Below are 12,332 nucleotides of genomic sequence, written 5' to 3'. Positions count from 1 at the left end.
ATGAGTGCCTTACTTGATGCAGCGATGAAGCTTTTATCAGAACGACCCTATACAGAGCGCGAGCTTAGCAAACAATTGGAAAAATCCTTTGCTGATAAGCCGGATATTGATGCGTTAATTCAAGCGACCATCAAGCGCCTAAATGAACTGCATTTGATTAGTGACCACCGTCTTGCTGAGAGCACTGCCCAGCGTTATGCGCACAAAGGCAATCGGTTTACGATTCAGTCTTTGCGCCAAAGAGGAGTCAGTGATGAAGTAATTGATGAGGTACTGGCTAATCTAGGTGATGAATACCCACGGGCTTTGGATGAAGCGCGCCGCAAGAGCAGGGGATTAAAGGACGAACATCCTGAGAAATCAAAAACAAGGATTTATCGATTTTTAAGTGGTCGTGGGTTTGCCCATGAAACCATCAAAGAAGTGTGCAAGCAGTTATCTGAGGAAGGATTTTTTAGTGCTGCGAATCGTCATGAGGAATCCGAATTTGAATAATCCTGCGTTGTATTGATGCATGGACGAATCATTATGAGGAGCGGCCAGATTGTTGCGAGAGTTTAATGACAAAGCATGAGTTTCTTGAGTGCATAATATACGCGACCTGCAAATAAGGGGAACTCCTAAATTCCCTAAAATCAGTAAAAAATAGAGTGTGAATCCAAAAACAATTTGATACTTGAACAATAACCTGCCATAATTATGTTACAGAGTGTATGAACAGGATGGTGAAAGCCATGCACTCCTCCGCCGATATAAGGTCGGTATCTGCCCAAGAGCGATTATAAAGCGAGCCTAGTTTATTTTATAAAGAGCCCTGTTTTACAGGGTTTTTTATTTGGGTGGTATTTTTATTGGCTTATTTGACTGTATGTGATGAGCTATAATAAAAAAAGATATTTTTTTCTTTTGTGGGCGTGAAGAGGCGTGCTGTTTGTCGCGCACATAAGCACTTTCTATAAACAAACGAAGCAATCCCTTACCTGATTTCGAAACCTTAAAATATACCTCATACTCCTGTTGATTTGATAGTTCGATGGTAAAAAAATTCCCTTTCCCGGTATGGAAGCAGGAACGGTGATCAACCTGTTTAGCAATTTCAGGCAAGAGATATGATAATTCATAGCGAGAAAAGCAAAAAACACGCTTTTCTCTGGAGTCTGAATAAATAAGATCCATTTCAATATCTTGCCAAGTCTCCTGAGTGTGGCTATTTAATCCACGAGTAAAACAATGCAGGCCAAACGCAATAACAAAAGCATAGCGCTTTTCCGGCTTATCTTTAATTGCGGGTTGAATAAATTCCCAATTAAATTCATCAAGATGATTTAATTGGTAGGATGTACCTTGGTACTGAAATGGTTTCCAGGATTTAATGACAAATACTCCACGATCTTTTGCAATACATGCTTAACTAAACAAGCTCTGATTGCATGGTTTTCTCAATAATATGGTGACTAACGCCCCATTCATTTAACTTTTCAAGCAGCGTGTCTTTACTTATCCCGACACGAAGGCTTGGTTTAACCCAAAGCACTAATAAACAATCTTCTGTAATAATAGATAGTGGGTTGATGCGTTTGGCAATTACATCAATAGCGCAGGCATAAACCCATTTTGGCGGCAAATGATGCGCTTTCGCGTACCCTTTAAAGTGATTTTCTTTAATGTTTGATAATTTCCGATATTTTGATTGTGCTATCTGATTAAAAAAATCAAAAAACTTCGGGGTTTCAATTAATGTGCTAAATATAGTTTTTGCATCTTGTGCGTCTTTATCAGTATCCGTGACGAGTTCACGAAAATTAATATCTTTTAATACATTAACCCGTTCCCCCGTTTTTTCGTAAAGCTTAGTTTCAGTTGCTTTAATTTTGTTAATAATGGATTTAATTATGGAATCCATGGGGCGATAATCAATATTATTTTCCTCACATCTTACCCAAAGATGATACATCGCTTGATATAGTGATTCAGGCATAAATAAACGATAACGCTCCAGATCAGTGGCGTGACTCTCTGTCTGATCAAGGAAAAATTTAAGCATTTGATCAAACCACTTCAATTCAAATAGCTCAGCTTTATTTAAAAGCGGGGCATCGGATAAGGGGTCGATTCCTTCTTGATAGCTATGGATGATTTTTTTCTTGTCTGCCTTTCGTGCAATCTGGATCAAATCACCAGATCGGCGATTTTTTCTTAAGACAATTTGCAATTGTTCTTTCATGAATGCCTCATTCATTAAAACGGTAGATAAAATACTTAACAGGATTTATTAGCCAATTCTGATTTATTTATATATCCAGTTATTTGCCAGACTTATTTTGTAAATATTCAAGAATTGCAGTATATACTGCATATGCACTTGAAAAACGTTCGACAATAGATTTATCCCATGTATGGTTAAATCCACACTTAATTTCATAGTTCTCATCATAAAGCGGTATATAGGGTAAGCCGTTATGAGTGCAAGTATAAGGCACTGGATAATAAGTCCTTTTCTCTTCATGCCATTCATCAATCAACACATACTTGTTGCCATTATCAGTTTCACCGTATAGCCAACGGTTTTGATTGTCATAGTGGCTAATACTGAGCTTAATAGTCATTGTTTTATTTTTTCCTTATTTGTGGTTTAACCTTGAGTCCCAAATCAAGTGGACATTTTATTATAATGTAGGATACCTTAAGATATCAACAATTTTTTGTTGCGTTTATTTGTTGACTTCGACTTCTGATTTTGCTATTCTAAAAATGTCCAATCGGGACACATGGTTAAACCACAAATAAGGATAACAAAAATGTTACATACCCATTACTTAACTATTGATATGTTAAGACGTAAAGCACCATCAATCTTTACTCAAGAAAGTGCAGAGCACACCAGCGATAAATATCAACATATTTCAACAATCAATGTCATTGAAGGGTTAATGCAAGAAGGGTTTTATCCAACATGGGCTCATCAAAGCAATTCTCGAATAGAAACTAAAAAAGCATTTACGAAGCACATGATCCGTTTTCGTCACCGTGATACAAAGCCATCTTTTACTCAATTATTTCCTGAGCTTGTACTTGTGAATTCTCACGATGGCCTGTCTTCCTATCGTTTAAATGCAGGTGTATTTCGTCTTGTTTGCAGCAATGGTCTCGTAGCTGGTCATTCTTATGATGAAATGAGAGTGCGCCACCAGGGTGATATTGTTGGAAATATTATTGAGGGTACTTATAAAATTATCGAAGACTCACAGTTAATGATTGAATCATCACATAAAATGGCTTCGGTCAGGCTGGATCAGCAAGAAAAGCAATTATTTGCACAAGCAGCACATACATTGCGATTTGAGGACAGTGAGATCGGACGTGATATTGCGCCATCAAAATTGCTTGCTCCACGTAGAAGAGAAGAGGCAAACGCAAATGATTTATTTACAGTGTTTAATATTGTTCAAGAAAATGTTGTCAAAGGTGGAGTAAGTGGGTACTCAAAGGATTCGCATGGTTATCCCAAGCGCTTTCGTACTCGCAAGGTGTCAGGAATTGATCAGAGCATCAAATTAAATAAAGCCCTATGGACACTTGCTGAAAAAATGATGGAATTAAAAGGTGTGCAGTAATAATTAAATAGGTATGGTATTGCACCACCTGCATGAGGCGGTGCAATTTAAGTGATTATTCAAAATTGCTCTACTGACAACAAGTTAACAGGATGTTTAAAATGAACAAACTCGAACAACAAATCGTTACAGCTTCTGTATTGGGTGCAAATGCTTTTAAAAAAGGAATTCCTCCTACACCATGTCGCGATGACAAATTGATGGCCATAATTAAAGGCCGTTTTTGTGCTGAAACTCCAAACGGTGAGGCCTGCACAACGGCTATATTGAGAGCATGGCTACGCGCCTGGAATTTGGCAAATTTATATAATAAATAAACTATAAGGCGAACGCTCTATATTTAATTCTTTCTTTTTCATTAACTTTTTTTGCGCTAATTTAAAGCCATAGTTTCCCTTAAATTTATTTTGATTCGCATTATTGAACTTTATTAATAGCGATTAGTAAATGGATCGTAACTACTGCTGTAACTTGTAGAAGAAAAGGGACGATAAGAGTCGTCATTGTTTCTTCTGAAATGGTCATGGCTGTGATTAGTTCCAAAAGAATTTCCGTTAACGTCAAGACAACCAATCATTGGAAGCCCAGTAGCCGGATTTATTCTTGGTTCATTTGATTGATGAGAGGAATTAAAAGTACGTTGCCTTTTAAGCGGACCGCATTAAGTATCTAGCGCAAATTGGTGATATTGTTTATTCTGTCATCCCACAATAAATGATTTGATTAAAAATGATAAGGATATCTTTAAAAGAGGCAGAGCGCTCGGAATTAACAAGACTTCGCTTGGGTAGAAATACAAACATTGGTGAACGTGCCTACTATGTATTGTTATCAGACCAAGGAAAATCCCCGCCCGAAATAGCGAAACAATTAAATAGAAATATTATCACGATACGGTTATGGCTAAACCGGTATGTTGAAAAGGGAATTGAGGGTCTTAAGACAAAAAAAGCATCTGGTCGTCCCGCGCAAAAAGCACCGGCAATAGAATCCAGGCTTAAAGAATTGTTAGAACGCTCTCCACAGGATTATGGTTATCAGGAAAGCGGTTGGCAAATTAATTTGCTACGTGATTGGTTTGATAAGCAAGGCATTAGGGCCTGTGAAAAAACATTTGCGAAGGCCCTGAATAAACATGGCTATGTGTATAAACGTTTTTCAAAAACAATGCCTGAAAATGCTCCCTCACCGACGGAGAAGAAATCAAAAGTTGCAGAGATTGTGACAGCGATAAAACAAAACACTCCAAATGAGATGGAAGTTTTATTTGCTGATGAATCCCATTTTTCTAATCAACCATATGTTAGCCGTGGATGGTTCAAAACAGGTGAAAAAAAACAGTAAATACGGTTAAAAATAGACTGAGCAAAACACTTTTTGGTGCTTTAAATTTAAGAACGAGCCGATTTTACTGGAAACAAGCCGATTCAGGAAACAGCCAGCAATTTATTATGTTTCTGCATCAGCTTCATAAAGCAAATCCCAATAAAAAGCTTGCGATCATTTTGGATAATGGAACGATACACAAAAGTAAAAAAGTACAGAAATTTGTCAAAAAGCATGAGTGGGTAGACTTGCATTTTTTACCACCGTATTCACCTGAGTACAATCCAATAGAGCGTTTTTGGCATTGGTTGAAGCATAAAGTTTACGGTTGTAAATCATTCGCTAAAATGGAAGATCTTATTCAGCAAGTGAGAAAATTGATCTGGCACTATCATGAGGGAAGAACTATTTCCAAAATTAATTTCAATTATGAGGCTTATCTTGATTTGCGCTAGATACTTAATGCGGTACGCTTAGCATATTCTATTTTTTCTTCTTCAGTCCACTCAGAATATGGGCGAAAATGAATGATCTTGGCAATTTTTTTTAAAATCAATTTAATCAGTTTCATATTTAAAAATATCCTTATTTTTGATTGTATCTCGCATAATTTAATTATAAAAAATAAAATCACATACTCGCAATTTATTCCGCGCTATCATGATCAAATGATCCAAAATTAAAAATAAAAACACCCACCGAATGCAAACCACAAGAACCTAAAATAACACTTAAAACAAACACACCCCTCGCCATTAGCATGACTTATAAAAATTTTCATAATAATCAGTAAGTTAAGTGATAAAAATCATTTTTAATTTTACTTCAATCTCAATTTTCAATAGGTGTGCATCCACTCTTTAATATTAATCAATAAGTTATAATAAATCAACACCTAATGCACACCTGTTTATTTTTCTATTAACACCGTAAAATTCACAACACACACCTATTAAACACCTAAATAGTAATGATACAATGCCTTCTAAAATGATTTAAATCCATGTACTCAAAGTCCGTAATCTATTTACAAAGAGGATTTTATGCCCAAGGCTTATTGTTATCTTAATCAAAAAATAATTGATCAACTTGAAACAATTAAAAGGGATGAAAGGCATGACTCATCGTCTCAAACCATGAAGGAAATGATTGAATTAGGAATTAAAGTTTATCTTCATAATAAAGAAAATCCTGGGCTTGGTGAGGAAGAAAAAAGGCGCTTAGAAAAAGAAGAGGAATTAAATCGTCAACACACGACTCATCTTTTAAGATTATTGGCAATAAGCGCTGATATATTTCGTTGTGTCTATGATAAAAATAAACTTCCCGAAGGAATGGAAAATGCAGAGGAGCATATCGCAACAATTAAAAAGAAAGTAGATAATTTCATTGAGGGATTTATCAATAATTAAGCTTTATAGGTCAGTCTAATTTCTGATTAAATTTCGGGAAAATTAACTTTTATTTGGCACTTTAACCCTTAGGTTCAAAAAGAAAAATGAGCCACTCTGTCAATAAGAAAATAAGTAAAAGAGCATCTATTTTAAACTTAATTCACCCAATTAATAGAGTTCCATTTCTTCTCGCTGAAGCGTTTTAATTTTTTCAACAGATTGGTTTTTATGCTCAGGAAGTTCTATCTTCAATTGTCGTGAAATCGATTCAAGGCAATTTTTAATTTGATCTTTATTCATATCAATTTTGTTAGTGATTCCCATAATTTTATCGATACTTATTGCTTTATTTAATGATTCAATAACACCTTGTATGCCACTTTTTTTATTCACATCATTGAAGTCTTTGTCACGTGTTGGGATAGCAATTTCAACTATTTTTCCATGCTGAGTTAATCGTTCAATGGCTTGAATAATTACTTTATCGTCTTTAATGGGTTTGAGATCATTATCAAGACAAAGAACGACTCTATTTGTAAGAAGAGCCGTATCAATATTTAGAAAATTTGCCTTTCCAAGGGTGGCGATAACACGCTCTGTTTGGACTGCATCACGAACACTCAAACCCGTTTCAACCCCTTCTACAAGATAGGTGACACACTCTTTTTCCTTACCTTCATTTAAAATGACTCCAGCACCTATTTTTGCCCCATAGGTTTTCTTTGATTTCATGTTAATAGCCGCTTTATTCCCTGTTTTTGGATCCAGGTAAACCGCTTCAACTGCAACTACATTACTGTCTTTATTTCGTGCAATATTTAATAATGCCGGTCTGTATTTTACTGCCTCTGTGCTCTTGGTATAGACTTTAGGATGATAACGGATATTCTCACCAGAAATATTATGAATTTTTCTAATTTCTTTCAGGTATTTTTCAGCAAGTGTTCCGGTTATAGGTTTTGATTCTTGCGCTAATTGCCTTCCATAGTCTTGGGTTTTAGAGCCATCTGACGGCTTTTCTTTATTTGGCTTAGGATTTTGTGGCACTAATTTAATTTCTTGCCTTAAATCATCACCCGTCAATTTTGCCGCATAGGCGAGGCTTTCTTTAAAATTTAGATTTAATGTTTTTTGAATTAAATGCAGCAAATTTCCTTTTTCCATGGTTTCAAAATTAAACCAAGTTCCCCTTTTTTCACCGCTCAAACAAAAGGTCAAACTCCCATTCGTACCGTATCGATACTCCTTTTTTGAAGATAAAGCACGATTAGGCTGACCAAGAAGCGATTCAATAACAAGCTCTGCATGCTGTGATAAATTTTGTGATAATGTATTGGCATCATATTGAGTAGCGTGCTCCTTTACTGGGGATTTATCACGTTCTGGCTTTGGCGTCTTAGACAAAGTAGTATTTTGGCTGCTTTTGATTTTAGAACCCAATCGATTTAGTACTTCTAAGGCTGAGGTTTTTTCGGGATTAGTACGCAATTGTTTTTTCAATTTTTGATAGTTATCGGTATAAATCATGGCATGTAATGAGCCACGTGTTACCATAATATAAAACGAACGCAGATGATTGACCTTGGCATTCCCTGTTTCTGCTACACCAATAACAAAAGGGGATGATGCACCTTGGATAGAATAACTCGTAGCAGTATAACTGTAATCCCAATGAGCATCGTTCATCTCCTGCTTGTGCAGCACATGTTCAACACCCTGGCCATCTTTCACTGTAACTGATTCTTGCTGTATATTCGTTACTTGTACCCGTTCATTAGCAAAACGGCCTAGAGATTTGTTGGATTTCTTAAAATGAATTTTCTCTCCAATAGAAATTTGGCCTGGCGATGATTGAAACAACTCAATCTTCCAATCTTTGTTTTCTTTTTCAGGAATAAAGAGGACTTTATTTCCTTTTGTATCGTTCAAAATAACGACCTTTGCCGACTCATCTATTGAAACCACTTTGAAATACTGCTCCCCTTTTTTCAAAAAATGCTCCCCTTTTTCTAAACAATCACGATAGGTTTCACAGTAATAAAGCTCTTCGGTGGTGTAGTTGGTGCTTAATAAACGAGGAAATACCCTATTTTCAGAGCCCAAGGTAGACTCTTCAATTAAAGCATCTCGGATGAGGTTATTGGCAATTTCTCGGTTTTTATTCTCATGAATAATGACAATGGTCTTATCGCGACATTCGGGCGTGCGTGATAAATAATCACCTACAGCCAGCCCAATTGGGCTTTGTGGGTTTAATTTTTCCCCAAGGCTCGCTTTTAAGGTATCTTCATGCAGTGATTGGGATTGCTTTATAGTGCTTGATTCAATAACTGAAGAGTTTAGTTCATGATAAGGACTATTGGCATGGTGTCTTTCAATCAGATTCAAAGGCAATGCGCTCAATTGAGCCAATGCCTTATCTTCTTCACCTCCAATCAGTGTTTCAATGGCACTTTTATATCCTTCGACTTGCTGTCTCACCAAAGCGTCCATCCACGCCACTTGGATACTTCCTTCCTGCATTAATATTTTGCTTGGCTTTCCACTTTCAATACTTTGATGTTGGCTTATATCACCCATGAGCACACAACGCGCCCCTGAATCTTTCACTTTTTGTACGAGATTGGAAAAATCACGATTGGATACCATGGAAGACTCATCAAGCAATACTAAAGACTTATGCGTTAAGGTTGCTTCTTGTTCTTGTTCCATCAGAAAGCTTTTTAAGGTTTGCCCTTGGATTCCTAATGCCCTCATTTCCCTCACTGCCTGATGAGTAGGAGCTACTGCGACTAAATCAATGCCTTCTGAGGCCATAGATTGTGCTTGATTCATACAATCAATAGCTGTTCGAGTCATTGTAGTTTTTCCAGTTCCAGCATAACCTTGGATGATAATAAATTGATCGGATGTAGTCGTAATTAATTCGCAAGCCTCTTTTTGCCCTTTGGTAAGTGGAGCGGTCATTAATTGCTTTTGAGCCTCTTCACGGCTCATCAAGGGTTTCACTGTATTCATTCCCGATTTAACGGTGTTAATAATTGATTCTTCGAATAAAACCGCCTCCTTTGTGGTCAATAATCGCTCTTTTCCAGAAATTAAAGTACCACTTGCAATTAGGTTATCTAACGTATCGTTTAATTCACCAAATCCAGATTTACCAAGCGCTTTATGAATGGCTACTTTAAGCAAATCCGCACGTGAAAATGCCGCTTCTCGCTCAGAAAGATGTGCTATAGCAAAGTTTAATGCCTTTTCGCTTTCAGATTTTAGGGGTTTATCAGAAGATAAATGCATTAATGCTTTTTCAAGTGTCGTTAACAACTCTGTAGTAGTTGCATGATCAATAAGAGATATCCCATGATTCATTTGTGCTGCTTCTAAAGTTAGGGATAGTGCTGAAGTTTGAGCAGTTGTTTTCAAAGCATAGCGATTGGCTTTGTCTACATCATCAGTAATAATAGTTAATTCTTTTTTAGTTGATTCTGATAATAAAGACATGGTGTTTTTCTTAAGCGCATAAGCCGGAAGCGTCATGATTGTTTGCGCTACAGGTTTAAAATCCTCGGCATAGATTGTTTTGGCATAATCGTAATCCAAAGGAAAATTCTTCTCAGAATCCGTTATTAAATGAATCGTATTTTTTCCATTTTTTATTTTTATTCCATGCCTGGTAAACGCAGATACTTCATACTGAGTCCCGATTTTTACTCCTTCAAAACCAAGAGTTCCTGTCGCAATTAACTTATCCCCTATCCCAACAGATAGCGGTGTTTGCTCATAGATCTGTGCCGATTTTGAAATCGATTGAGCAGAAATGGTAGACTTAATGCCGTGATGATCTCGAACGACTAATTGATTTTCTTTTTCATGAATACCAAGCACAGTCAATTTTTTAGAGCCGGTACGCGAATTTTGTAGTAACACCCACCCTTGTTCATAGCTTTTAGCCAATTTTTTTTCACTGTCCGTTAATGAAAGACGAGTCAGTGTATGAATTACTTTTTCATGAGATGAAAGTTCGCCCCGCTCTTTAAGCTGGGCGCGAATCATCTCAGTGACCTCTTTCGCTTCTAGTTTTGAAATCGTGAGTACACGTGTGCTCTGTCTTTGATTCAAAGGTAAATCGCAAACCATTTTCGCTGTTTTTAAAAGTCGCGCCTCACTTGTTTTTGCTTCAATGAGATTAATATGGGTAGTTACAGAAGGCTTATCCTCAACAGTGAATGTTTTTACCTGGGCTTTATTAAGCAAATCGGCGATATCCGATTTAAAACCTGATAAAGCATTTGATTTTTCCAGAAGCACCACTTTAGCTTGACGCCTGTCAGCAATGGTTAATAAAGTACTCATCTCATCAGCAGACACGCGTTGGACATCATCGACTATAAGTAATTCTCGCTCTTTTTTACTTTTGAAAAATGGGAGTTTATGTTCTGATTCATGGCGATAATTAAACCCTGAAACGGTTTCACATAAATCCTCTTTGCCAATAGACAAAACCCACTGCCACAAGGTTGATGGAGATTTGGTGAGCTCTTGATTCATACGCAATGCAGTTAATCGGGTTGGACTTAAGATACGAATTTTTTTGGAATCTTCAGCATAATCAATCAAAGTGCTTAACAATTCACGGGATGCAGCACTTTGCTGTCTCATCAGAATAATACCTGCTTTAGAGGATAATGCTTGCGTCACAACATGTCGAATCGATTGATTTCCCGTTAACTCATTGATTTTATCGTGATTTCGTAGTATCGATTTTGTTTGTGGTGTAAAACGTGATAGTTTATTAATCAGTTCACGCTCCTTATGAATGAGTGTTTGCGTCGTAAAACTTCGATGTTCTGTATCAAGGGCAATAAGATTTTGTGTTTTAATTTCATGATCAATTTGTGCCATCAAGGATTCAAGACCCTGTTCTCCTAATGAAAAATAAAGACTACTTTGTAATAAATCGTGATAAGTAAACTTTAGTTTTTTATCTTCAAGATGAGCTATGGCCTCTTTGAAAGCCTGACTTAGTTCCATGTTATTCGTCTGATTTTTTTTACTGGGATTAAACTCCTTCGTTTGTTCTTTTAAGCGATTAAGATAAGTGGATGGATTAATACCTAATGTATTGCTTTCTTTTGTCCAACGCTGGCGTAATTCTTCAGGATCAACAACCTCCTTTGCTTTGCGAGAATGAAGAGTTGCTCTGTCATAAGCTTTTAAAGAATCAGAATGCATTTCCTGAACATGCTCTTCGATTTGTGTTCGGCGTTTCGACATTCGTTGCAACAAGTGTTGATCAAAATGTTTGATTTCAAATAAACCATGGGCATCGCCTGTATGCTCAATCTCCAATCCCATTTGGTTTAGACCTAATGCAAGTTCTGATCGATATACCAGCCCCAATAAAATCTGGTTATCCATAATCCACTCCATAGTGCCATGATTACGGTTGATACTTGAGGCCAGCGCACGCCATTTGCCATCAAGGCGCTGTGTAGCATTCATCAACAAAGCATGAACATGAAGTTGGGGATCTTGCTCTCGTGAAGTATCATGAAGAATTGTTGCAAAGCATAAATTTCCTGTTTTTTCATACTCCCTTCCTTCTTTACCCGATTTACGAGCTGAGGCTGCTTCCTTTTCAATGAGTTTTAATGCTGTTTTCACAGCATTGAGGTGTAAATCAATAAATTCTTGATGCTCACAGACCAACCCGAGATAAGATACTGATTTTGGGGCTGAGAAAGTCAAATCATAGCCACCACGATGGTTTATTTCACCGCTGTGAACGTTTACACCAATGACATCGCCACTGGGTAAAATACCTCCAACAACAGCTTTTAGTGTGTGTTCATCCACCTCCCCTACGAGGTTTTGTTTTGCAGCACTTTCTCCAACCCACTCTGTAGTTAATTGGCTTCTAAAATAATAATTTTCTTGATTAAAATAATAACTCGGGTTTCTAATCGGTTTTACTTGTAAGCTTAGCATCATGCATCCC

The 12,332-nt window shown here is 36.9% G+C and carries 10 protein-coding genes; 6 read left to right on the top strand and 4 right to left on the bottom strand.

Annotation, left to right across the window (positions count from 1 at the left end; genetic code table 11):
- Positions 1-495, top strand: a complete 495-nt coding sequence (locus tag OQJ26_RS17215; protein ID WP_265704943.1) for a regulatory protein RecX — start codon at positions 1-3, stop codon at positions 493-495.
- Between the two features lie 336 nt (positions 496-831).
- Here OQJ26_RS17215 and OQJ26_RS17210 read toward each other — a convergent pair whose 3' ends face one another.
- The 3 genes from OQJ26_RS17210 to OQJ26_RS17200 form a co-directional block, all read right to left on the bottom strand.
- Positions 832-1,176, bottom strand: a complete 345-nt coding sequence (locus OQJ26_RS17210; RefSeq protein ID WP_265704942.1) for a hypothetical protein — start codon at positions 1,174-1,176, stop codon at positions 832-834.
- A 235-nt stretch (positions 1,177-1,411) separates the two neighbouring features.
- The gene (locus tag OQJ26_RS17205; protein WP_265704941.1) at positions 1,412-2,224 is read right to left on the bottom strand and encodes a hypothetical protein; all 813 of its coding nucleotides are present in this window, start codon (positions 2,222-2,224) and stop codon (positions 1,412-1,414) included.
- A gap of 79 nt (positions 2,225-2,303) precedes the next feature.
- Complete coding sequence (locus tag OQJ26_RS17200; protein ID WP_265704940.1) at positions 2,304-2,606, bottom strand: hypothetical protein; 303 nt, start codon at positions 2,604-2,606, stop codon at positions 2,304-2,306.
- A 192-nt stretch (positions 2,607-2,798) separates the two neighbouring features.
- On the opposite strand from OQJ26_RS17200, the gene OQJ26_RS17195 reads away from it, so the two are divergent.
- From OQJ26_RS17195 to OQJ26_RS17175, 5 genes are all read left to right on the top strand, one after another.
- A complete protein-coding gene (locus OQJ26_RS17195) occupies positions 2,799-3,614 on the top strand; it encodes a DUF932 domain-containing protein (protein WP_265704939.1) in 816 nt (271 codons plus the stop codon).
- A 101-nt stretch (positions 3,615-3,715) separates the two neighbouring features.
- Positions 3,716-3,931 carry a hypothetical protein gene (locus OQJ26_RS17190; protein WP_265704938.1) on the top strand — a complete coding sequence of 72 codons (216 nt, stop codon included), beginning with the start codon at positions 3,716-3,718 and terminating at the stop codon, positions 3,929-3,931.
- Positions 3,932-4,343: 412 nt separating this feature from the next.
- A complete protein-coding gene (locus OQJ26_RS17185) occupies positions 4,344-4,958 on the top strand; it encodes an IS630 family transposase (protein WP_265703218.1) in 615 nt (204 codons plus the stop codon).
- Between the two features lie 17 nt (positions 4,959-4,975).
- Positions 4,976-5,395, top strand: coding sequence for an IS630 family transposase (locus tag OQJ26_RS17180; RefSeq protein WP_322783961.1), 420 nt, complete (start codon positions 4,976-4,978; stop codon positions 5,393-5,395).
- 588 nt (positions 5,396-5,983) lie between these two features.
- Positions 5,984-6,352 (top strand): hypothetical protein, encoded by a 369-nt coding sequence (locus tag OQJ26_RS17175; RefSeq protein ID WP_265704937.1) that lies wholly within the window; start codon positions 5,984-5,986, stop codon positions 6,350-6,352.
- A gap of 150 nt (positions 6,353-6,502) precedes the next feature.
- On the opposite strand, the gene traI is transcribed toward OQJ26_RS17175, so the two are convergent.
- Positions 6,503-12,325: a conjugative transfer relaxase/helicase TraI gene (traI, locus tag OQJ26_RS17170; protein ID WP_265704936.1), complete on the bottom strand. Its 5,823-nt coding sequence runs from the start codon at positions 12,323-12,325 to the stop codon at positions 6,503-6,505.
- Between the last annotated feature and the right edge of the window lie 7 nt (positions 12,326-12,332).

This window comes from Legionella sheltonii (assembly GCF_026191355.1).
In the GTDB taxonomy this organism is placed as follows: Bacteria; Pseudomonadota; Gammaproteobacteria; order Legionellales; family Legionellaceae; genus Legionella; species Legionella sheltonii.
Note: the sequence above shows the minus strand (reverse complement) of the source record. Positions and strands in the feature narration are given on the sequence as shown.

What these genes read in the sequence shown, in the direction of transcription:
- OQJ26_RS17185 (WP_265703218.1), top strand. Translation starts at nt 4,344, where the DNA reads ATGATAAGGATATCTTTAAAAGAGGCAGAGCGCTCGGAATTAACAAGA.
- traI (WP_265704936.1), bottom strand. Translation starts at nt 12,325, where the DNA reads ATGATGCTAAGCTTACAAGTAAAACCGATTAGAAACCCGAGTTATTAT.
- OQJ26_RS17210 (WP_265704942.1), bottom strand. Translation starts at nt 1,176, where the DNA reads ATGGATCTTATTTATTCAGACTCCAGAGAAAAGCGTGTTTTTTGCTTT.
- OQJ26_RS17205 (WP_265704941.1), bottom strand. Translation starts at nt 2,224, where the DNA reads ATGAAAGAACAATTGCAAATTGTCTTAAGAAAAAATCGCCGATCTGGT.
- OQJ26_RS17215 (WP_265704943.1), top strand. Translation starts at nt 1, where the DNA reads ATGAGTGCCTTACTTGATGCAGCGATGAAGCTTTTATCAGAACGACCC.
- OQJ26_RS17200 (WP_265704940.1), bottom strand. Translation starts at nt 2,606, where the DNA reads ATGACTATTAAGCTCAGTATTAGCCACTATGACAATCAAAACCGTTGG.
- OQJ26_RS17190 (WP_265704938.1), top strand. Translation starts at nt 3,716, where the DNA reads ATGAACAAACTCGAACAACAAATCGTTACAGCTTCTGTATTGGGTGCA.
- OQJ26_RS17195 (WP_265704939.1), top strand. Translation starts at nt 2,799, where the DNA reads ATGTTACATACCCATTACTTAACTATTGATATGTTAAGACGTAAAGCA.
- OQJ26_RS17175 (WP_265704937.1), top strand. Translation starts at nt 5,984, where the DNA reads ATGCCCAAGGCTTATTGTTATCTTAATCAAAAAATAATTGATCAACTT.